Source organism: Deltaproteobacteria bacterium (assembly GCA_009692615.1).
In the GTDB taxonomy this organism is placed as follows: domain Bacteria; phylum Desulfobacterota; class Binatia; order UBA9968; family UBA9968; genus DP-20.
In genome coordinates, this window is record SHYW01000013.1 from 34,657 (window position 1) to 55,582 (window position 20,926).

A 20,926-nucleotide genomic window follows, 5' to 3' on the forward strand; every position below is an offset into this window, starting at 1 on the left:
CGTCGGACGTCTACATCGGCGCCGACAGCTATCTCACGCCGCTAGTCAAGCGCAAAATATTTTACGAAGTAGACTGGCCGAAGTTTTTGCCCGGCCGGATCACCAACGAAATGGTCGAAGGCGAGCGCACCAGTTTGCGGGTGTACACCGGCATTCCGGGAATGCCCTATAACACAAAGCGCGTACCAAAAAACGAAACGCCGACGACTCTCAAGGACATGCTCAAACCTTTTTGGAAGGGCAAACTGGCATCGACTCCCTATGTGACGAGTTTAAATATCCTGGCATCGAAGGAGATGTGGGGCAAAGAAGCGGCGCTGGAATATGTCCGGCAGCTATCGAAGCAAGTGACCGGACTGATCCGCTGCAACGAGATCGATCGGGTCGCCTCGGGCGAATTTCTCAGCTTCGTCATGGACTGTTCCGGATCGCAGACTTTTGAAGCCCAAGCCCACGGCGCGCCGGTCGAGCATGTCATCGCATGCGACGGCGCCATGCTGCGCCATCGCATGCTGGCGATCCCCAAAAACGCCGAACATCCCAACGCCGCCAAACTATTCGCGACGTTCATGCTGACCAAGGAGGCCCAGAAACAACTTTGGGACAGCGACTTCTCCGACATGTATCTGTTCCCCGAATCGCACATGGGCGAGCGCGTGCGCGCGGCGCAGAAACGCGGCGTAAAGTTTTTCGTGCCGACCCTCGAATGGGTCGCGGCCAACCCAGAGATCGACGCGATCTCCGAAGAGATGGTCAAGATCATGACCCAGAAATGACCGCGCGAAGCGCGGTCATCCCGAGCACGAGCGAGGGATCTCAACAAGGAGCTGTTATGCGCAAAAGAGCTGATTATTTTTTCATATTCGTCTTATCCGTCGGATCCGTCCTATCGGTCCGATCTAGTTATGCTGCCCAGCCCCAATGGTCGCCGGCGCTCACCAAGGTGATCCAAGACGCCAACAAAGAAGGCAAGCTCAAACTCAGCTGGGGCGAAGGCACCTTGGGCGGAACTAAGAGAATGGCGCTCTACGAACAGTCGATGAACAAAATGTTCGGCAGCACGGTGAAGATCGGTTTCACTCCCGGACCGTCCATGCCAGCGATGGGTAGCCAGATCGCCACCGAATTGGCGGCCGGACAACTGGCGGTCAGCGATATTTACATCGGTGCCGAAAGTTATCTTGTGCCGTTGGTCAACCGGAAAATTTTCCAAACGGTGGAATGGCAAAAACTCTTGCCCGGCCGGATCACCAATCAAATGGTCGAAGGCGACGGCCAGAGCTTGCGCGTCTTCTCAGGTTTGCCGGGCACGCCCTACAATAAAAATCGCGTGCCGAAAAACGAAGTGCCAAAAACCCTCAAAGATTTTTTGAAACCGTTCTGGAAAGGTAAGCTCGCGTCAACGCCGTACGTCACCGGCTTGAACCTGCTCGCCGCCAAAGAATTATGGGGCCGCGACGCCGCCCTCGATTACGTCAAGCAATTTTCCAAACAGGTCGCCGGCCTGATCCGCTGCAATGAGATGGACCGGGTCGTCACCGGCGAATTTTTAGCTTTGGTGATGGACTGCAACGGCGCACGAACCTTCGAACTGCAAGCCCAAGGCGCGCCTCTGGAACATAACGTCGCCCGTGACGCCGCCATGGTACGCCATTTTTATTTGAACATTCCCAAGAACGCTGAGAACCCCAATGCCGCCAAGCTCTTCACCACATTCATGTTGACCAAGGAAGCGCAAAAACTGCTCTGGGAAAGCGACTTTTCCGATCTCTATCTGTTTCCCGAATCCCAATTGGGACAAAAGGTCCGAGCGCTAGAGAAACAAGGCGTAAAATTCTTCGTGCCGACGCTGGAATGGGTCGCCAACAACCCCGAGATCGAAAAGGTCTCCGAAGAAATGGTCAAAATCGTTACGCAGAAATGAGTTCAACGAACTTGCAACTGACATCGCACACGCCGCCCTGCGAAATTCTCATTTAATCCCCCCTTTGAAAAAGGGGGTAAGGGGGGATTTTCCTGAGCGGGTTTTGTTATCTGCACAGGGTTCAAATCCCCCTCGTTCCCCCTTTTCCAAAGGGGGAAGTTAGCAGGATTCCGACAGACGATTGTCTCCGACTCCACAACAGATCATGGTCAAACTTTTCACCCAAAAATTCTCTCGGCAATCCGGCCAAGCCGATCCTTGGGCGATCGCCATGGTCGCGGTGGCGTCATTTGTCAGCCTGCTCATACTCGCGCCTTTGGCGGTGGTGCTGTGGTTGAGTTTTTTCGACGGTTCGCCCATCGATCCGATCACTAAATATTCCTGGAAAAACTATCTGACGGTTTTCGCCGAGCCCTTCACTTATAAAGTTCTCTGGAACACCGCCTGTTTCTCGTTCATCGCCTTGGTCGTGTCGTTTATGTTCGGCCTGCCCACCGCGTGGCTGGTCGAGCGCACCGACTTTCCGGGGAAAACTATTTTGCTGACGTTCATGACCGTCGGCTTGCTGATTCCCGGCTTCGCCGTCGCCATGGGCTGGCTGTTTCTGCTTCATCCGCGCATCGGCATCGTCAATCAATGGCTGCAAGACGCCTTCGGCCTCATCGACGCGCCGATCAGCATCACGACGATCACCGGCATGGGCTGGGTGCAGGGGCTCAATCTAACTCCAGTCGCCTTCATCATGACCGCCGGCGCTTTCCGCGCCATGGACCCCAAGCTCGAAGAAGCCGCCGAAGCCAGCGGCGCCAGCACCACGCGGATGATTTGGAATGTGACGATACCGCTCATCTGGCCGGGCATCCTCGCCGCCGGAATTTATATTTTCACCGTCGGTCTATCCGCCTTCGACGTGCCGGCGATCATCGGCTGGTCGAACCGCATTTTTACTTTCAGCACCTACATGTATCTGCTCGTCAGTCCCCAGGAAGGTTTGCCGCGCTACGGCTTGAGCGCGACTTTCAGCATCATGGGCATTGTTCTCGCCGCCGGCTTGGGTTGGTGGTACGCCCGCGTGCAGAGCCGCAGCCATCAATATGAAATCATCACCGGCAAAGCCTACCAGCCGAAGATCGTCAAACTCGGCCGACGCGCGATTCTCGCCTGGCTCTACGTCGGCGCGTATCTGGTCCTGAGCAAACTGATTCCCCTCGCCATGCTGGTCTGGGCCTCGCTGTTAAAATATTTTGAGATGCCGTCGGCGGAAGCCTTCGCGCATACCTCCATGCAAAACTATTACGGCCTGCCTTGGGATCTGGTCCTGCGCGGTATCGCCAACACGTCGATTTTGATGCTGCTCACGCCGACCATCACGGTGATCGTCAGCCTGATCTTCGCCTGGGTCGTGCTACGGTCGAAAATCCGCGGCCGTTTCATCTTTGATTTTTTCGCCTTTCTACCTCACGCCGTGCCCAACATTATTTTTGCCATCGGCGCCGTGCTGCTGGCGCTGTTCGTCTTGAAAAATTATATCCCGCTGTACGGCACCATTTGGCTGCTGCTCTTGCTCTACATCATCGTCCGTCTGAGCTACGGCACGCGCATGATGAACAGCTCACTGATTCAAATCCATCGCGAACTCGAAGAAGCCGCCTACGTCGCCGGCAGCAGCACCTGGAACGTGGTCCGGCGCATTCTCGTGCCGATCCTAACGCCGCCGATCCTTTACGGCTGGCTCTGGATCGCGCTCCTTACCTATCGTGAGCTGACTCTCGCGGTCTTATTGTCACGGTCGGAAAACACCACGCTGCCGGTGGTGGTCTGGAGCATATGGCTCAACGGCGGTTTCGGCCAAGCCGCGGCGTTGACGCTAGTCATGCTTTGTATTTTAGTGCCGATCATTGCGCTCTATTGGATCGTCGCCCAACGCTCCGGCATCGGCACGCGGGCAGTGTAATGTTACCGCGTCAAGCATCCAGCGAAACAAATCCGAAATCCGAATATCGAAATCCGAAACAAACTCAGATACAAATAAATCCCAAACCCGGAAAATCCAAAACCTCGAGTCCGAATCGAGTTAGTTTGGAATTTTGAGTTTTTCATCATTTTGGATTTGTTTCGAATTTCGAGTTTCGGTCCGCGGGGCCTCTTTCGTGCTTAGAATTTTTTGGCTAGATTTCAGCGAGAGTCGTTGACTAACATGGAGCAAAAGTTGGCGCAGCGTGGAAAAATGATTTCATTACTCATCGCGATAATTTTGGCGCTGCTCTCAGCCAATCACGGCCCGGCGCAAGAACGGCGTGGCAAGACGAGAATTTCGAATGCCGGCTTCACCATCACGGCGCTGCCTCTTCTCGCCGCCAAGGAATGGGGCATCTTCAACGCCAACAACTTGGACATGGAAGTGATTCTCATGCAGTCCAACCTAGTGCCGGCGGCGTTGACCCAAGGCGATATCGATTATCAAGCCGGTGTCGGCCCGGCTTCGGTGAATGCGACGATGACCGGCTTCGCCACCCGCGCGATTTGGTTTTCATCCGATCGTATTTCCTACCGGCTGATGGCCAAACCGCAGTACAAAACTCTCGAAAGCCTCAAGCAAAAAAAAGTCGCCGTCACCGGTTTGGGCGGCACGGTGCATATCGCGTTCAACATGGCAGTGGATAAAGCCGGCGGTAATCCAAAAGATTTCGTCTTAGTAACCATCGGCGGCCAATAAATCCAACAGCTCATCTCTCTCGAATCCGGTTACGTCGACGCCGCCGTGCTGTCGCCGCCGGTGACTTTGGGCGCGCAAAAAAAAGGCTTTAGCAAAGTTCTCGATGTCGGCGCCATGGTGGAAATGCCGGGCGGCGGCTTGACCACGCTGGCGAAGACGATTCAAGAACGACCGGTGGAAACCAAACGCGTGATCCGCTCGCTGCAAATGGCCAAGGAAGAAATCCGTAAATCCAAGTCGCGAACATTAGACCTCATCGTCAAGCTGCTGCGCATGGATCGCGAAGCCGCCACCGACACCTACGAGCAATTTTTAACCACCCTCAGCCCAAGCGGCATCCCCACGCGCATCGGCATGGACATCTTGGTGAAGTCGGTACAGCAACAAGGCCGCTTCGTCGACCGCAAAGTAAATTTTTATGAAATCGCCGACGACCGCCTCGCCACCGAAGTGGCGAAAGAAATGGGCTACAAGATTCCGTAATCCCCGCCATCGAAGTCTTTCCCCTCGCCCATTCCGATGGGAGAGGGCGAGGGTGAGGGCGTTAAGGACAGTCATGAGTCGATTATCACCGCGAAAATTAGTCTGGCACATTTGCGCCGCACTACTTCTAACAATTCTCAACGCTCTCCCGGCAACAAGCCAAGACAAACGCACCAAGGTGCGCATCTCCAACGCCGGCCTGACCATCACCGCGCTGCCGCTGTTGGCCGCGCGCGATTGGGGCGTCTTTAAAGAGAACGGACTCGACGTCGAAATCGTCGTCATGAGCCCACCGCTGGGCGCCGCCGCGATGAATCAAGGCGACATCGATTATGTCGCCGGCGTCGGGCCGGCGTCGGTCGCCGCGACGCTTACCGGTTTGCCGTCGCGGGCGATTTGGTTTTCTTCGGATCGCATTTCCTACTGGCTGCAGAGCGCGCCACAGTATAAGTCGCTACAAGAACTCAAAGGCAAAAAGATCGCGCTGTCGGGCGGCGTCGGCGGCACCAATCATGTCGCGTTGCTCATCGCCCTGGAAAAGTCCGGCGCCAACCCGAAAGATTACGTCATGGTGGCGATTCCCGGCCAGCAACTGCAAATTTACTATTCGCTCGAATCCGGTTTCGTCGAGGCCGCGCTGATGTCGCCGCCGCATATTTTTGCCGCGGCGAAAAAAGGCTTTCACAAAATCTTGGACGTCGGCGCCATGGTGGAAATGCCCGGCGGCGGTTTGACCGCAATGGTGAAAACCATACAAGAGCGCCCCGCCGAAACGCGGCGCGTCATCCGCGCGCTGCAAGTCGCCAAGGACGAAGTACGCAAGTCGAAACCACGAACAGTGGAATTGATCATGCGGCTTTTGAAAATGGACAAGGACGGCGCCGGAGAAACTTACGACGCGTTTCTGACGACATTGAATCCCAGCGGTCTGCCCAATCGCGCCGGCATCGACAACCTGGTTCGTTCGCTCCAAGCCCAAGGCCGTTTCGTCGACCGCAAAGTAAATTTCGCCGAAGTCGCCGACGACCGCCTAGCAACCGAAGTGGCGAAGGAGTTGGGCTATAAGCTGCCATAGACTGAAAGACTTGATTCACCACGGAGGACACGGAGAGCACGAAGTTCGGAAAATCTATTTTCTAGACCTCTGTGTACTCCGTGACCTCCGTGGTGAATCATGTGTTTCGCTCTAATAACTGTGACAATTGGAAGAGAAATCCATGGAACCACTCTACTCAGACATTGTCATCGTCGGCGCCGGCCTCGCCGGCTTCACCGCCGCGGTCCGTGCCGCCGAACGAGGCGCGCAAGTTTTACTCGTCGATAAAAGTAACGGCGAACTAGGCGACGGCAACGTCTTGATGGCGTCAGGCAGCCTGCGCGCCGGCGGCAAGAGTCCGAAGACCGATGCCAAAGAGCTGCACGATTTCGTCATGTCCGAAGGCGTCGCCTATCCCGACTTGGTCAAGTCTTGGTCGGCGACGTGCAGCCGCGCCATCGATTGGTTGCCGACTGTCGGCGTCGCCATCGAAGAGACCGCGCCGGGAAGAATTTGGCTCCAGCAAGAGAGCGAGATTTCCTACGGCCCGGTTTACAAAAAGGATGTCGGCCCGCGCGCCATCGCCAGTCTCAAAAAACAGTTCTTAAAACTCGGCGGCCGCTATATGAACGGCATGGAAGGCGTGCGGCTGATCGTCGAGAACAACCGCGTCGTCGGCCTCGTCGGTAAACAGAACGGTCGAGAAATTGAATTGCGTAGTCGCGCGACGATTCTCTCCACCGGCGGTTTCAGCGCCAACAAAGAATTGGTGAAACGATATATCGGCTCCCACGCCGACCGCTGCAAACTACGCGGCTCCAAGCAAGACACCGGCGACGGTCTGCGCATGGCGCTGGAAGTCGGCGCCAAAGCGGTCAATCTCAAATATTTCTACGGCCATCTGATCGCGCGCAAAGCGCTTAGCGACGACCGCTTCTGGCCCTACCCGCGTTTAGATTCATTTGTCGACGAAGGCATGCTCGTCAATGCCACCGGCCAGCGCTTTGTCGACGAAGGCCGCGGCGATGTCGCGGTGGCCAACGATCTGGCGCGCAGCGACGATCCCACCGGCGCGACTTTGATTTTCGATCGCGAGTCTTGGGCCGCGTCAAAGGACAACCCGTCGTCCGCGTCGCTAAAAATTCCCGCGCCCAATCCATGGATAATCGACAACGGCGCCGAAATATTTTCCCACGAGACCGTCGAAGGCCTGGCGCAAGCGCTCGGCATCGATCGCGCAAAACTGAAAAAAACTGTCGAGGATTACAATCGCGCGGTAGAAACGAACGATGCGAAGGCATTAACCGTGACGCGCACGGGCAAACCGAAAGCGCTGCGCGCGCCGCTCTACGGCTTGCGCGTCGTCTCCGGCATCACTTTTACAATGGGCGGCGTCGCCATCAACGGTCGCGCCCAAGTTCTGAACCAAGAAGAAAAATCCATCGCCGGCCTGTTCGCCGCCGGCGACGCCATCGGCGGTCTAATGGGCGGCCAGCGCGGCGGCTACACCGGCGGTCTGATGCAGGCGATTGTAACGGGAATTTTAGCCGGCGAAAGCGCGGCTGAGACGAAGTAGGTTTCGAATCGAAGTATTCTGCTAGGGGAGTAAGATCATTTTCACCACGAAGGACACGAAGGTTTCGGATAAATTATTTTGCAAACTTCGTGCTCTTCGTGGTGAATCAATTTCTCACAACAAATTAGAAGCTCACCGCTTTCAGATCAACGATCAGCGCGGCAAGAATCTCATTCAAAGCATCGTTCCAACCTTTGACCAACGCTTCCGGCGTGCGACCGTTGACCGCCGTCGCTTTGACGTAACGCTTGCGCGTGACGATCTCGGCCTTGCTCGGAGTTTCTTTGCTCAAGAAAAATTCCATCTCCAACACCGCCTTCGGCGCGTTGAGATCGCGAAAGTCGCCGTAGAGCGCGTCGACGCTGCCCTCCAAATTATGCGTCGGCTCCAGCTGGCTGGCGGCGCCAATGACGTACTGCGCCACTTGCGCCTGGGCCAAAGCGCGGCGCACTTCTTCGCTGAGCAAGGCGCCGGGCGCGACCAGAAACTGATGATAAAAGTCCGACTCGAAGTTGCCATCGCCGCGCCGATAGACAAAACTCCGTCCGTCATAACGCGGTGAAACGCGCAACGTCGAAACCAGCAGCACACCGCCGGTCTTCGCAGTCGCCGCACTTTCAGCGCGGCTCGCTTCCAGCACAAAGTAACGTTTGTCCGGATAACTTTTCTCCACGCTGACGCAGCCGGAGACAACACCCAACACGACCCACAACAGCGATGAAAGAAACAAATTATTCATTGTTGAGTTTATTTTGTTCACCAATTTCTTTCTTTGCGTACTTTGCGTTCTTTGCGGTTAAATTTTTTGACTCATTTGCGCACCGCCTCCGACTGCGGCGGCGGCGCGCCGAAGATCGCTTGCGACGGGAATCGTTTGGAATCCTCGCTCAGCTCTTTGACGTTTTCCGAGATCGAGCGAATATTCTCCATGGTATTTTGAATTTCATTTTGCTGGCTGGCGAGCAGGCGGTTCAAGCGCCGCAAGGACTGACGCAACTGCGCGCTGGTCTCCGGCAGCTCGCCGGAGATCCCATCGAGCCGTTTGATCAGCCGCGTCATGCTCTCTGAAGCTTGCGGCAAGTCGGCGAGCAACTGCTGCATCGGCTTCTCGGCGCTAGTGATGATCGCCCGCGCCCCCTTCGCCGCCGCTGCGGCGTCGCTCGCCGCGCTTTTGAATTCTTGGGCGCCGACCAGCTCTTTGAGCTGGCGGTTGGTCTCGCGCACTTCCGAGAGAAAGGCCACCGCCTCGCCGCTCAACTTTTCGAACTTCACGCTCTCAGCAACCTTGGTGATGGTGCCCAAAGATTTCTCCATACCGTCGACCAACCGGCCGAGGTCGACGTTTTCCAAGCTGCGAAGAATTTTCTCCAAGGATTCGCTCAACTGGGTGATGCGGCTGCGCGTCGACGGTATGTAGGGGTAGATCGGCTGCCAGTCGATTTCCAACGCTGGATTGCGCTGCGGGTCGGCGTAATCGGCTTCGATATACGCCACGCCGGTCAAGCCTTGAGCCGCCAACCGCAGCCGCAAGCCGCGATCCACCTCCAACTTGAAGCCGGCCTGATTGAGCCCTGCCCCGGCGAAATGAAACATCGTCGGCGCGATGCCGACGCGCACCAACACGTAGCGCTTGCGAGTAGAATATTCGGCGCTGGTCAAAGTGATCTTTTCCACCTTGCCGATCGGCACGCCGCGAAATTTCACCGCCGAGCCGACGTCCAAGCCTTGCACCGACTCGTCGACATAAGTCTCCAGCAAAGTATCGTGTCGAAAGACCGTGCCGACACCGAGCACGATCACGCCCACCACCGCGATCAGCGACGCGGCGATGACGAACAATCCGATTTTAAAGTAACTGAGTTTTTGCATTGGCCGTGCTAACGCGGGCGATCACCCATTAAGCGAAGCTTGGCGCGAGAAAAATTGCCGCACCCAAGGATTATCGCTATGATCGCGCAGTTCATTGGGCTTACCCGTGGCGACGATCCCTTTGACTTTTTTATCTAACATAATCACCCGGTCCGCAATCGCGAAGATGCTCGGCAACTCGTGGCTGACGATGACGAAGGTCATTTTCAGATTGCGCGACAGGCTGACGATCAACTCGTCGAGTTCCGCCGAGGTGATCGGATCCAAACCCGCCGACGGTTCGTCGAGAAAGAGTATCCGTGGATCGAGCGCCATGGCGCGGGCGATGGCGGCGCGCTTCTGCATGCCGCCGCTCAATTCCGCCGGTACATGACTGTCGAAACCGTCCAAGCCCACCTGCTTGAGCTTCATCAAGGCGATCAAACGAATCGCCTCGGGCGGCAGATCGGTGAACTCTTCCAGCGGCAAACAGATATTTTCCAACAGCGTCATCGAACCGAACAGCGCACCGCTCTGATACATGACGCCGAACTTGCGCAAGATTTCGCTGCGCTCTTGGCGCTCGGCACCGACGACATCGGCGCCGTCGATGCGAATGGTGCCCGCCGCCGGCCGGTACAGGCCGATCATATGTTTTAGCAAGGTGCTTTTGCCGCAACCCGAGCCGCCGAGAATGACGAACACTTCGCCGGCGTAAACCTCGAAACTCACTCGGCTCAAGATGATCTCGTCATCGTAAGCAGCGGTAAAATTCTCAACCTGAATGATGCTCTCACCCGCCATCGCTCACACCCACAGATAATAATAGATCACGGAAAAAATTCCGTCGGTGATGACGATCAAAACGATCGCGCTGACCACCGCGCGGGTGGTCGACTCGCCCACCGCGCTGGCGCCATTCTTAGTTTGCAGACCGCGCAGGCAGCCGATCGCCGCGACTAGAATACCGAAAAAAAATGATTTGACGAGGCCGCCCACCGGCGAACCGTAGGAGACCGCCGATTGCAGTTGGTGAAAAAAAGTAATCAGCGGGAAACCGAGGGAAAGGAGAACGACGGCGCCGCCCATCAAACCGACCAGATCGGCGAACACGGTCAGCAACGGCGTCATCACCAGCGCGGCGATGACGCGCGGCACGACGAGAAAACGCACCGGCTCCAAGCCCATGGTTTTGAGCGCGTCTATCTCCTCGCGCACTTTCTTGGTGCCGATTTCGGCGGCGAAGGCCGAGCCCGAGCGGCCGGCTAAAACAATCGCGGTCATCAACGGGCCGAGCTCGCGCAGGATCGCCAGGCCGATCAAGTTCGCGACGAAAATCTGCGCGCCGAATTGGCCCAACGGAATCGCTGCTTGGAATGCCATGATCAAACCCATGAGAAAACCGATTAAGAGAATAATCGGCAGCGCATCGACGCCCAGCGCCTCGGCGATCTTGAGCGTATCGAGCCAGCGCACCCGGCGCGGATGACGCGCGGCATGCGCCATGGCGAGAAACAGTTCGCCGACAAAACTGATCACCACGCGAATGTCTTGTAATAATTCGACCACCGCCTGGCCGAGCTGCTCGGCAAAGCGTTGGTCTTTTTCAATCGGAACACTCGTCGCCAACGTTTGACCGCCGGTGATGTCGTGCAGCAGTTCTTGGAACTCCGAGTGCAAGCCGTGAATTTCCAGCTGACCGCCCCGGGCGCTTTGCTGATGACGCAGGTGAATCAATAGCGCGATGCCAGCGCCATCGCAGTATTCGACGCCCGAGGCATCGACGATGACCGTCGCGGCTTTGCCGCGGGCGAGCACTTGCATGGCGTCGCGCCAGACGGTGCCGGTGGTGGTCGAATCGAGGCGGCCGGCGATTATCAACTTAACCCCATCGTCGCCGGAGATCTCCGAACGGAATTGGACGAACTGTTTTTCCGATGCATTCATACCGGGCGGTGCGAGACTGCGATCATTATGCGCTGTCTTTAGTCTTGGTCAACCGCTAGCGGTTTATGCGGCGTGCGCACCGCCAAACTTAAGCAAGCCGATACCAGCAACGCGATCACGAAGGAAACGAACGACACCTGATAGCTGCCGCTGACATCGTGCACGAAACCGAAAAACGGCGCGCCCGCGGCGCCGAATGCGTACGTGACGAAGATGCCCAAGCCGCGCACTACGCCGAGTGAAACGCGGCCGAAGCAGCTCGCCCAAATGATTTCTTGCAACACCCAGCCGCCGCCAAGGCCGATGCCGTACAAGAAAAATCCGCCGTACAGCGGCACCAGATGGCGGCTCACCAACACCAGCGCCAAGCCGGCGGACTGCACCAAGAACATCACCATGGTGGCGTAGCGGATCGCCATGCGCTCACTGACAAATCCCCAAATCAACGTCGAACCCAACTGCGCCGAGGCGATGATGCTGAGCACGGTGGCGGCGACGATGGTCGAATAACCGGCATCGGTCACGTAGGCGAAGACATGGAGATTCAAACCGGCGATGCCGATGTTGACCATGCCGTAGATAAAACAGATCACCCAAAAAGTCCGCGTGCGAATAACTTCCCGCCAACTCCAGAGGGTCTCCTCGGCAGATCCATGATCTTTGCTCCTGCCATCGTCAGGAGATTTTGTCGCAGCGGCAGCATCTGGTTCGTCGGCGCTACCATCGGGGCACAGTCCCATATCTTCCGGGCTGCGGCGCATGAAAATCAGCGCCGGGAAAACCACCAAGAACAAAGTCACGACGCCGAAGACCGACCAGGTCAAACGCCAACCGACCCAAGCAAATAGGCTCGCGGTGACGACCGGAATACAAACTTTCGCAGCGCCTTGACCTAAACTGGCGATGGCGATGGCCCGGCCGCGTTTGCGCACGAACCAGCGCGACACGGTCACGCCGACGACCATGTGACACATGAAGACGCCGCCGATGGCGACCAGGCCCCAACGCAAAATCAGGAACTGCCAAAAAACGCCGACCTGGCTCATCCAGAGAAAACCGATCACCGCCGAAAGCGCGCCACCGGCCATAAGCCAACGCCCGCCGAGGCGATCGACCAGCGGGCCGACCAGCGGCGCCAGCGCGCCAGAAATGAGAATTTCGCCGGAGCGCAGCAATGAAAACGTGCCGCGGGATACTCCCAAGTCTTCGGTCATCGGCTTGAGAAACACGCTCAGCGTGCTCGACATATGAAACGCGCAGGCGAGATGGGAAAGAAAACCGACACCGACAATGTACCAGCCGTAGAAAATTTTTGGCCTAGAAGTTGACGAGGATGACGCGTGCGAATTCAAAACAGAACCACCAGGAAGCAAGAGTTTTTAAACTACCAAGGATCGGCGCGCTTTGAAAGCAACAGATTTCAGTTGAATACTTGAGAACCAACGGGTTATAGACATCTGACGAGCACGAACACAAACCACGAACATGGGAGTTCAAGCCATGGCGAAAAAAGGTCTGAGCCACATCGCGCTCAAAGTGCGCGACCTAAAGAAAACCGAAGAGTTCTACATCAAAGTCTTGGGCCTGAAAGTCGCGTTTCGGCATCCGCCGACCATGATTTTTCTCACCACGCCCGGTAGTGGTGATTTATTGAACTTCGTGAAAAGCTCCCGCCGGCGCACGGCGAATCAAGGGTTGGAACATCTCGGCTTCAAAGTCAGCGCGGCGGCGTTGAAAAGAATGGAGCAAACTTGCCAGGCGCACAACGTCGCCATCGAAGGCCGGCGCGGCAAAAGCGCCTTTTACATCTCCGACCCCAACGGCTATCAGATCGAATACTACTGCGACTAAATTACGGAAGTCTGCCAGTTGCTATCGGTGCAATTGTCTGAACGTTTACACTAGCCAAACGAACCTGCGGCATACGGCGGCGTCATAGTATGAATTCGGCAAAGTAAGGGAATGCTTAGTACGGTAACGGTTCTTGGCGGATATGGAACCTTTGGCTCCCGGATCAGCAAAGCTCTGGCCCAACATTCCCAAGCCCGGGTTCGAGTAACAGGCAGGAACCGTGATGTCGGCGAGAATTTTGCGCGAACGATAAACGCTGACTTCGTTCCCTGTAATCTGGATGACGAAAACTCACTTCGTCAAGCCATACGTCACTCACACATTGTCATTCACACGGCCGGCCCGTTCCAGAATCGAGATTACAGCGTTGCAAAGTTATGCATCGAGGCGGGAAGCCACTACCTCGATCTCTCCGACGCGCGTCAGTTCGTCGCCGGTATTAGCACTCTTGATCAGGTTGCGCGGCGACAACGCGTGTTTGTTAGCTCCGGAGTTAGCTCTGTTCCGGCGATCACCTGCGCGTTGATAAAGGAGCTTTCACCGGAGTTCTCGAACATCAATCGAATTGCCATTGGACTCAGTCCTGGAAATCAAAACCCCAGAGGCGCATCGACGATCGCGGCGATCCTGAGTTATTTGGGTCGGCCAGTAACTGTTATTGAGAATACTCAAGAGATTACCGTCCTTGGCTGGGGCGATAGTCAATATCGTGAGTTTCCTCCGCCGGTAGGATCTCGCCGAGTTCACAACTGCGATGTTCCGGATCTCGAGTTGTTCCCAAAACTTTGGAATGCTCGAACAGTTAGATTTTATGCGGGCGTAGAGTTAAATGTTTTTAACTACGCTCTTTCGACTATCGCATTGCTGAGAAAACTATTTGCCCTTGAGCGCCTGCCGCGGTACGCGCCTTTGTTCTCGAACCTTTCTCTCATGCTCTACTCTTACGGTTCGAAGAACGGCTCATTGGCAGTATGGTTGAGTGGCAAGAACCACAACGACCAGCTGATCGAACGCAACATCGCTATCGTCACCGATGATGACGGACCCGCGACACCGAGCGCAGCGGCCATCGTGCTAACGAAAAAGATTCTCGACCACGGACCGCCGGCCTTGGGAGCCTTTCCTTGTGTCGGATACTTGACACTGGACGAAATAATGGCGCACCTTGGTCCGCTGGGCATCTGGACTGTAATGGGTGACGAACGCGGCTGGGGGCTGCGACAGTGAGCCGTGGTAAACTAACGCGCCAAATTATTTGTGCGCAAATGAACTCATGTTATGGGTCACTGTTTTAAGACCGAGTAGAGATCCCTCCACAGCATTAAAACAAACTCAACTGATCCTTCCCCGGCCGGCGAAAATGTTCCGTCGTCAGCTGCGGCCAGCGCTCGGTGATGCCCGACTTCTTGCGCGCCAGCTGAAATAGCTTGGCCATCTGCTCGGCATAAATCCCCTCGCCGCGCATGCGCGATTTGAAGTTCGGATCGTTGAGCTTGCCGCCGCGGATTTCACGCACGCGGTGGAGGATTTTTTCTTTTTTATCGGGATAGTGTTGGTCGAGCCATTGCTCGAACAAATCTTTTACGGCGAACGGCAGCCGCAGCGCCACGTAGCCGGAAAAAGTCGCGCCGGCTTGCTTGGCGGCCAAGGCAATCGCCGGCGCTTCGGCATCGGTGAGGCCGGGAATCATCGGCGCCTGTAAGTAACCCACCGGTACGCCGGCGTCGGCAAGCTTGCGAATCGCCGCCAAACGGCGCGCCGGACTCGATGCCCGCGGCTCGAGCGCCGATGCCAGCTTGGCATCCAGCGTGGTCAGCGAAATCGTCACACCGATACAGTCGAACTGCGCCAATTGCAAAAGTATATCGATGTCGCGGGTGACCAAATGATTCTTGGTGACGATCACCGCCGGATTGCGAAACTCCAAGAGAACTTCCAGACAGCGTCGGGTGAGCTGATAGCGTTTTTCCGCCGGCTGATAGCAATCGGTGACGCCGCTAATGCCGAGCAGCTGCGGTTGCCATTTGCGACTCGATAATTCCTTGCGCAGCAGCTCCGGAGCATCTTCTTTGACCATGATCTTGGTCTCGAAGTCCAAGCCCGCCGAGAAACCGAGATACTCATGGGTCGGCCGGGCATAGCAGTAAACGCAACCATGTTCGCAGCCGCGGTAGGGATTGATACTGGCGTCGAAGCCGACATCGGGGCTGTCGTTGTAGGCGATCAGTGACTTGGAACCGTCTGGGAAAAACTGCGTGTGCGGAGCGGAGATCTCGTCGTACTCCTCTGACGGCTCGGGCACCCGCTCGATCGTCTCGAAGCGGTTCTTCGGATTGCTCGCCGAGCCGCGGCCGCGCAGAGGAGGCGGCGTTTTCATGGCGCAGAGTGCTTAGGCCGGCGTTTCCGCTGCTGTGGCAGCTTCAGCGGCCTTTGCAGCTTCCGCAGCTTCAGCCGCCTTTGCAGCTTCCGCGGCGGCAGCGGCCTTTGCAGCAGCTGCTGCGCTGGCGGCAGCGGCTTTTTCTGCAGCCTCTTTGGCGGCGGCTTCAGCTGTGACTTTCGCAGCGGCTAACTTCTTCGCGCCGGCAAGCGCGCGGGTTTCGCGTTTAAGCAGCTTAACCTTGCGTTGAACTCTTTGAACAATCTTCCGATTGGGCTTCGCGGCATTGATTTCGGCCTTCTTTTTCAAGAGCAGGCGAATGTTCTGTTTCGCCGTGGTCGTAGCGTTGGCATCCATTATTCGATTTTCCTCCCTTTATGACAGGCTTTTTGCTACCATATTTTTCACCAAAACCAAAATGACCGAAACCAACGTCAAGAAAATCATCGATCGTCTGGAAAAAGTCCATCCCGACGCCAAGCTCGCCCTCGACTTCACGAGTCCGCTGGAATTGTTGATCGCCCTGATCCTCGCCGCCCAAGCGCGCGACGATCTAGTCACCAAGATCACGCCTGAACTGTTCAAAGCCAACCGCAGCGCCGCCGACTACGCCAACCTGCCGCTGCCCGAGTTAGAAAAACAGATCGGCAAGATTAACTTCTACCGCAACAAAGCCAAATCGATTCACAACTGTTGCGTGCAACTGGTGGAACGATTCAGCGGCCAAGTGCCCGGCAATTTCGCCGACCTGATCAGCCTACCGGGCGTCGGTCGCAAGACGGCAAATATCGTCCTCGGCAACGGCTTCGGTCAACAAACCATCGGCGTCGATACCCACGTCATGCGCCTATCGCAGCGCTTGGGCTTCACGAGCAAACCCGACCCGGACAAAATCGAAGCCGACCTAATGCAAATCGTCCCCGCCAAACAGCGCGTCCGTTTCTGCCACCTCTTGCAGTACCACGGCCGGCGCGTCTGTGTCGCGAAGAAACCGAAATGTCCGCAGTGCACGATCAAAGACCTTTGTCCGTTTCCGGCGAAGACAAAAAGCCAGTGACGTTTTTCCCAATCTGAGCAACACTCCGTGAACATCCTCATCGTCGGCGCATCAGGCAATCTCGGCTCTCAGCTGACCAAGCATCTACTGACGACTGCGCATCGTCTCCGCCTGCTCACGCACAAGCGCCCCCTGCCCTTCGCTTTGCCAACCAATGCCAACGCGGAAATTGTCCGCGCCGATCTCGACGATCCGGCGTCGCTGCGAACCGTTTGTGAAGATATCGACTGCATCGTTTACCTCGCCGGCGTTCTGTTCCAGCCACGTCCAGAAAAATTTTTGCACCGGACCAATACTGTCTACGCGCAAAATCTTATCGACGCGGCCACCGCCGGCCACGTGAAAAAGTTTATTCTTGTCAGCTTTCCCCACGTCGAAGAAAACACCACGCCGGACAATCCGGCAAAAGGCGAATTGCATGTCGAACCGAAGTCGCTCCACGCGCGCACGCGGCTGGCGGCGGAGAAATATTTGTTTGACGCTTGTGCCGAACGGTCAATGACGCCGATCGTTCTGCGCGCCGGCGTGATCTACGGGCGGGAAGTGAAATTGATCGAAGCAGCTAGATGGCTGATGCGCTGGCGCTTGATGGCGATTTGGCGCGCGCCGGTTTGGCTGCATCTGCTCGCCCTGCCGGATTTTCTCAACATCGTCCGCGTCGCCATCGACAAGGAAAACCTCTCCGGCATTTACAATCTGTGCGACGATCAGCCTCTGTTGTTGCAGGATTTTCTCGATCGGCTGGCAGAGCATTGGGGCTATCCACCAGCGCGCCGTTTACCGGAATATTGCTTTCACGCCGCGGCGGCAATCTGCGAAACCGTCGCGGCCATGTGCCACTCCGGCACGCCGCTCACCCACGACATGATCGCCATGGGCATGACTTCCGTAGTCGCCGACACCAGCCGGATGAAAAGAGAACTCGTCGGCCAACTCGCTTATCCAACGTTACATCAGGGCATCACGATACTTTAATAACAAGAGCTGTCGTTGCACCGCGCGCGATCGAAGCGCGAGACCGGCCCGTCTTGAGATTTGGAATATTGGCCGCATAGAACGCAAAAAGCGCAAAGGCAAAAACCGTGCTCTTCATTTGTTCGCGTGACCGCAGTACAGTCAGCCCAGATGACCGACAACTTCGAACCTCCAGCTTTTTCCGGCGTGTATCGCGAAGTGCGCGGATTGATCGAACTGCCACGTTTGTTGCTACGAATGCCGATTCTCGCCTGCCAGCCGCGCGGCGCCAGCGCGCCCGTGCTGATTCTTCCCGGTTACGGCACCGGTGACTGGTCGACGACGATTCTCAAAGGCTATCTTCGCTTGCTCGGCTACCGCGCCCGCGGTTGGGGCTTGGGCTGTAACCGCGGCGAGGTTCCGGATCTGCTGCCGCGTGTGTTGAAACGGCTCGCCTCGTTTTCCCGGCGTAGCGAGCAAAAAGTTGCGCTCATCGGCTGGAGCTTCGGCGGCTACTTGGCGCGCGAACTCGCGCGCGAACGTCCGGAACTGATTCGTCAAGTAATTACCTTGGGCACGCCCGTTATCGGTGGGCCAAAGTACACTTCCGTGGCGGCGCTTTATCGCACCCGCGGCCTGGACCTCGACGCCATCGCCGCCGAAATCGATCGGCGTAATCTCAGCTCGCTCTTGCAAGTGCCAGTAACGGCGATCTATTCGCGTGCCGATGCCATCGTCGCGTGGCAAGCCTGCATCGACCGGCAAACGCCAGACATCGAACATGTCGAAGTCACTACCACCCATCTCGGCATGGGATTTTCACCGGAAGTTTATAAGATCATCGCCCAGCGGCTCGCCAAGGTTAGCCTACAGTCCGATCATCGCATAACCCAAATGTTGAAATGAGTTAGCCGCGCCACTCCCTAGCTTTTTTCTCGGCGCCGCACTATAAGGCAGGCATTCATCGACAACGAGGCCATATGATCAATCGCAAGTTTTTTTTCGAACAAGTCCGCGGCCATCTCTTCGACGGCAAACTCAAACAAAGCCAGGTCGACGGCCTGACGGCGATTCTCGACCAGTGGGATGGCAAGTACGCCAACAGAGACGACCGCTGGTTGGCCTACATGCTCGCCACTACCCATCATGAAACCGACCGAACCATGCAGCCGATCGAAGAGTACGGCAAGGGCAAGGGGCGCGAATACGGCGTCGCCGATCCCGCGACCAAGCAAGTTTACTACGGCCGCGGCTTCGTCCAGCTGACTTGGAAAGTGAACTACCAAACCATGGGCAAAAAACTCGGCGTCGACTTGGTGAACCATCCCGAGCTAGCGCTGCGCCTCACTGTCGCCACGCAAGTTTTATTTTTCGGCATGATGGAAGGACGCTTCACCGGCGTGAAACTCGCCGCCTATTTCAACCCGAGCAAGGAAGATTGGATAAACGCGCGGCGGATCATCAACGGTCTCGACAAAGCCAACTTGATCGCCACCTACGGTAAGGCGTACTACGCCGCGCTCAGCCACACAACTTGAGAATTCACTCATGCATCGGGATAAAATCATTTTCTCGTTGACACTGGCGCTGTTGTTGTCTGGCTCGATCGCGACGGCGGCGCAGCAGCGCAAACCCTTGCTAACCCCAGCGCGCATTCCGCTCACGGCAAAGTCGCCGCGCCAATTCGTTCCGGCGGGTTGGACTATCGAGGAACAAATCGTCGGCGATTTGAATCGCGATAGTCTGCCCGACGTGGTTTTGAAATTGGTCCAGAGTAAGACTTCTAACAGTGCGGCCGACGCCGGAGAGAAACAACGGGCGCTGATCATTTTGTTTCGCGGCAAGAACGATCAATGGCGCCGCGCCGCCATCGCCGACCGCTTGCTCCAGTGCGTGACCTGTGGCGGCGCGCTTTATGGCGTGAAGGAAGCTCCCGCCCACGTCGCCATCGATAAGGGCATCTTGATCGTCAAACAAGACCATGGCTCGCGAAATGTCGTCGACCAGACCTTTCGCTTCCGCCACGACAAAAAGATCGGCAAGTTCCTGCTCATCGAGCTCGATCGCGCCGACCGCGACCGCGCCAATGGCGAGTTGATCGAACAGCACACCGATTTTCTCACTGGACTGAAAACGGCGAGCAAATCGCGCTACGACGAAGCTGGGCAAAAATTTGTCGTCAAGTCATCGGCGCGAACCAAAGTTGCCAAAAGCCGCATCCCCATCGAACAGGTCGATCACCAAAAATATTGAGACGAGCCGCGCTCACTGCGCATCGCGATGAACCGTCGACGGCGAAAACGCCGGCAAACAGACCGCGATGTATTCCGCGCCCACCGGCCCCGGCGTGCCGTAACGAACCCATTCGCCGGCGTGCACGACGATCGCCTGCCCCGCCGCGACTTTGTAAACCTCGTCGCGCGTCTCAACTTGCAACTCGCCGCGCAGCACGATTGTATACTCGTCAAACTCCGGCGTCTGCCCCGGCTCGCGCCAACCGCAAGGGCTGGTCATCTTAGCGATGCTCACAGCGGAAGTTTGCGAATTCACCACACCGATAAATTCTTCGATAATCTTCGGCGGCTCGCCGGCGGCGGGAATGACGGTGGGAGAGGAAATTATCTTTGCCATAAAGACTGTCGACTTTTCGCTGTCGCCGAAAATTATTCGGCCCGCGTCGTCAGCTCAATCTTGTAGCCATTAGGATCTTCGAGAAAAGCGATGGCGCCCGCGCCGCTGCCATGTTTCATCGGCCCCGGTTCGCGGACGATCCTGACACCTTTAGCGCGCAGGTCGTCGCAAGTTTTGTAGACGTCCGGCACGCCGAGAGCGATATGGCCGAATCCGTTGCCGATATCGTAAGCATGAGTGTCCCAGTTGTAAGTAAGCTCGATGACCGCATCGGTCGCTTCCGAACCGTAGCCGACGAACACGTTGGTAAAACGACCCGACTCGTAATCTTTTTTCTTCAGCAGTGTCATGCCGAGTCCGTCGCAGTAGAACTTCAAACTCTCGTCGAGATTGTTGACGCGGATCATCGTGTGGACGATTTTCATGTTTTCCTCCGGTAACCATACCCATCATTGCACTTTGACGATTAGCCAAACCAGCGGCTCTCCGCAGGCTTTACATTGCGTATGGTAAACAGTAGATTTTC

The 20,926-nt window shown here is 56.5% G+C and carries 23 protein-coding genes; 14 read left to right on the top strand and 9 right to left on the bottom strand.

Annotation, left to right across the window (positions count from 1 at the left end):
• Positions 1-14 precede the first annotated feature (14 nt).
• From EXR70_04890 to EXR70_04920, 7 genes are all read left to right on the top strand, one after another.
• Positions 15-776, top strand: coding sequence for an extracellular solute-binding protein (locus EXR70_04890; protein ID MSP37807.1), 762 nt, complete (start codon positions 15-17; stop codon positions 774-776).
• Positions 707-1,924, top strand: a complete 1,218-nt coding sequence (locus EXR70_04895) for an ABC transporter substrate-binding protein (protein ID MSP37808.1) — start codon at positions 707-709, stop codon at positions 1,922-1,924. The genes EXR70_04890 and EXR70_04895 overlap by 70 nt, the downstream gene beginning before the upstream one ends.
• 181 nt (positions 1,925-2,105) lie before the next feature.
• A complete protein-coding gene (locus EXR70_04900) occupies positions 2,106-3,878 on the top strand; it encodes an iron ABC transporter permease (GenBank protein ID MSP37809.1) in 1,773 nt (590 codons plus the stop codon).
• A 234-nt stretch (positions 3,879-4,112) separates the two neighbouring features.
• A complete protein-coding gene (locus EXR70_04905) occupies positions 4,113-4,640 on the top strand; it encodes an ABC transporter substrate-binding protein (GenBank protein MSP37810.1) in 528 nt (175 codons plus the stop codon).
• A gap of 45 nt (positions 4,641-4,685) precedes the next feature.
• Positions 4,686-5,123: a hypothetical protein gene (locus EXR70_04910; protein MSP37811.1), complete on the top strand. Its 438-nt coding sequence runs from the start codon at positions 4,686-4,688 to the stop codon at positions 5,121-5,123.
• Positions 5,059-6,198, top strand: coding sequence for an ABC transporter substrate-binding protein (locus EXR70_04915; protein ID MSP37812.1), 1,140 nt, complete (start codon positions 5,059-5,061; stop codon positions 6,196-6,198). The genes EXR70_04910 and EXR70_04915 overlap by 65 nt, the downstream gene beginning before the upstream one ends.
• A 142-nt stretch (positions 6,199-6,340) precedes the next feature.
• Entirely contained in the window at positions 6,341-7,735 is a 1,395-nt protein-coding gene (locus tag EXR70_04920) for an FAD-dependent oxidoreductase (protein ID MSP37813.1), read from the top strand.
• Between the two features lie 124 nt (positions 7,736-7,859).
• Here the strand turns inward: EXR70_04920 and EXR70_04925 are convergent, their stop codons facing one another.
• The 5 genes from EXR70_04925 to EXR70_04945 all read right to left on the bottom strand — a co-directional run bounded on the left by EXR70_04925 (position 7,860) and on the right by EXR70_04945 (position 12,882).
• Positions 7,860-8,474, bottom strand: coding sequence for a hypothetical protein (locus EXR70_04925; protein ID MSP37814.1), 615 nt, complete (start codon positions 8,472-8,474; stop codon positions 7,860-7,862).
• 71 nt (positions 8,475-8,545) lie between these two features.
• Positions 8,546-9,604, bottom strand: coding sequence for an MCE family protein (locus EXR70_04930; GenBank protein ID MSP37815.1), 1,059 nt, complete (start codon positions 9,602-9,604; stop codon positions 8,546-8,548).
• Positions 9,605-9,625: 21 nt separating this feature from the next.
• Positions 9,626-10,387 (bottom strand): ATP-binding cassette domain-containing protein, encoded by a 762-nt coding sequence (locus tag EXR70_04935; GenBank protein ID MSP37816.1) that lies wholly within the window; start codon positions 10,385-10,387, stop codon positions 9,626-9,628.
• A 3-nt stretch (positions 10,388-10,390) separates the two neighbouring features.
• Positions 10,391-11,530 (bottom strand): MlaE family lipid ABC transporter permease subunit, encoded by a 1,140-nt coding sequence (locus EXR70_04940; GenBank protein ID MSP37817.1) that lies wholly within the window; start codon positions 11,528-11,530, stop codon positions 10,391-10,393.
• A 38-nt stretch (positions 11,531-11,568) separates the two neighbouring features.
• Positions 11,569-12,882, bottom strand: a complete 1,314-nt coding sequence (locus tag EXR70_04945) for an MFS transporter (GenBank protein MSP37818.1) — start codon at positions 12,880-12,882, stop codon at positions 11,569-11,571.
• A 133-nt stretch (positions 12,883-13,015) separates the two neighbouring features.
• On the opposite strand from EXR70_04945, the gene EXR70_04950 reads away from it, so the two are divergent.
• Positions 13,016-13,381 (top strand): VOC family protein, encoded by a 366-nt coding sequence (locus tag EXR70_04950; protein ID MSP37819.1) that lies wholly within the window; start codon positions 13,016-13,018, stop codon positions 13,379-13,381.
• A gap of 111 nt (positions 13,382-13,492) precedes the next feature.
• The gene (locus EXR70_04955) at positions 13,493-14,608 is read left to right on the top strand and encodes an NAD-dependent epimerase/dehydratase family protein (protein MSP37820.1); all 1,116 of its coding nucleotides are present in this window, start codon (positions 13,493-13,495) and stop codon (positions 14,606-14,608) included.
• Positions 14,609-14,702: 94 nt separating this feature from the next.
• Here EXR70_04955 and EXR70_04960 read toward each other — a convergent pair whose 3' ends face one another.
• The gene (locus EXR70_04960) at positions 14,703-15,758 is read right to left on the bottom strand and encodes a PA0069 family radical SAM protein (protein ID MSP37821.1); all 1,056 of its coding nucleotides are present in this window, start codon (positions 15,756-15,758) and stop codon (positions 14,703-14,705) included.
• 12 nt (positions 15,759-15,770) lie between these two features.
• Complete coding sequence (locus EXR70_04965) at positions 15,771-16,115, bottom strand: hypothetical protein (protein MSP37822.1); 345 nt, start codon at positions 16,113-16,115, stop codon at positions 15,771-15,773.
• A 61-nt stretch (positions 16,116-16,176) separates the two neighbouring features.
• Between EXR70_04965 and nth the strand changes: the two genes are divergently transcribed.
• From nth to EXR70_04990, 5 genes are all read left to right on the top strand, one after another.
• On the top strand, positions 16,177-16,815 hold the full coding sequence (nth, locus tag EXR70_04970) for an endonuclease III (GenBank protein ID MSP37823.1): 639 nt from the start codon (positions 16,177-16,179) through the stop codon (positions 16,813-16,815).
• 27 nt (positions 16,816-16,842) lie between these two features.
• Positions 16,843-17,790, top strand: coding sequence for an NAD(P)-dependent oxidoreductase (locus tag EXR70_04975; protein ID MSP37824.1), 948 nt, complete (start codon positions 16,843-16,845; stop codon positions 17,788-17,790).
• Positions 17,791-17,940: 150 nt separating this feature from the next.
• Entirely contained in the window at positions 17,941-18,675 is a 735-nt protein-coding gene (locus EXR70_04980) for an alpha/beta fold hydrolase (GenBank protein MSP37825.1), read from the top strand.
• Positions 18,676-18,749: 74 nt separating this feature from the next.
• Positions 18,750-19,307, top strand: coding sequence for a hypothetical protein (locus tag EXR70_04985; GenBank protein ID MSP37826.1), 558 nt, complete (start codon positions 18,750-18,752; stop codon positions 19,305-19,307).
• Between the two features lie 10 nt (positions 19,308-19,317).
• A complete protein-coding gene (locus EXR70_04990) occupies positions 19,318-20,022 on the top strand; it encodes a hypothetical protein (GenBank protein MSP37827.1) in 705 nt (234 codons plus the stop codon).
• A gap of 12 nt (positions 20,023-20,034) precedes the next feature.
• Here EXR70_04990 and EXR70_04995 read toward each other — a convergent pair whose 3' ends face one another.
• A complete protein-coding gene (locus tag EXR70_04995) occupies positions 20,035-20,400 on the bottom strand; it encodes a cupin domain-containing protein (GenBank protein MSP37828.1) in 366 nt (121 codons plus the stop codon).
• Positions 20,401-20,432: 32 nt separating this feature from the next.
• Entirely contained in the window at positions 20,433-20,825 is a 393-nt protein-coding gene (gene gloA, locus EXR70_05000) for a lactoylglutathione lyase (protein MSP37829.1), read from the bottom strand.
• Between the last annotated feature and the right edge of the window lie 101 nt (positions 20,826-20,926).

Coding starts and splice junctions, on each gene's coding strand:
- EXR70_04895 (MSP37808.1), top strand. CDS start 707: ATGGGTCGCGGCCAACCCAGAGATCGACGCGATCTCCGAAGAGATGGT.
- EXR70_04915 (MSP37812.1), top strand. CDS start 5,059: ATGAAATCGCCGACGACCGCCTCGCCACCGAAGTGGCGAAAGAAATGG.
- EXR70_04920 (MSP37813.1), top strand. CDS start 6,341: ATGGAACCACTCTACTCAGACATTGTCATCGTCGGCGCCGGCCTCGCC.
- EXR70_04925 (MSP37814.1), bottom strand. CDS start 8,474: ATGAATAATTTGTTTCTTTCATCGCTGTTGTGGGTCGTGTTGGGTGTT.
- EXR70_04930 (MSP37815.1), bottom strand. CDS start 9,604: ATGCAAAAACTCAGTTACTTTAAAATCGGATTGTTCGTCATCGCCGCG.
- EXR70_04935 (MSP37816.1), bottom strand. CDS start 10,387: ATGGCGGGTGAGAGCATCATTCAGGTTGAGAATTTTACCGCTGCTTAC.
- EXR70_04940 (MSP37817.1), bottom strand. CDS start 11,530: ATGAATGCATCGGAAAAACAGTTCGTCCAATTCCGTTCGGAGATCTCC.
- EXR70_04950 (MSP37819.1), top strand. CDS start 13,016: ATGGGAGTTCAAGCCATGGCGAAAAAAGGTCTGAGCCACATCGCGCTC.
- EXR70_04955 (MSP37820.1), top strand. CDS start 13,493: ATGCTTAGTACGGTAACGGTTCTTGGCGGATATGGAACCTTTGGCTCC.
- EXR70_04960 (MSP37821.1), bottom strand. CDS start 15,758: ATGAAAACGCCGCCTCCTCTGCGCGGCCGCGGCTCGGCGAGCAATCCG.
- EXR70_04965 (MSP37822.1), bottom strand. CDS start 16,115: ATGGATGCCAACGCTACGACCACGGCGAAACAGAACATTCGCCTGCTC.
- nth (MSP37823.1), top strand. CDS start 16,177: ATGACCGAAACCAACGTCAAGAAAATCATCGATCGTCTGGAAAAAGTC.
- EXR70_04980 (MSP37825.1), top strand. CDS start 17,941: ATGACCGACAACTTCGAACCTCCAGCTTTTTCCGGCGTGTATCGCGAA.
- EXR70_04985 (MSP37826.1), top strand. CDS start 18,750: ATGATCAATCGCAAGTTTTTTTTCGAACAAGTCCGCGGCCATCTCTTC.
- EXR70_04990 (MSP37827.1), top strand. CDS start 19,318: ATGCATCGGGATAAAATCATTTTCTCGTTGACACTGGCGCTGTTGTTG.
- EXR70_04995 (MSP37828.1), bottom strand. CDS start 20,400: ATGGCAAAGATAATTTCCTCTCCCACCGTCATTCCCGCCGCCGGCGAG.
- gloA (MSP37829.1), bottom strand. CDS start 20,825: ATGAAAATCGTCCACACGATGATCCGCGTCAACAATCTCGACGAGAGT.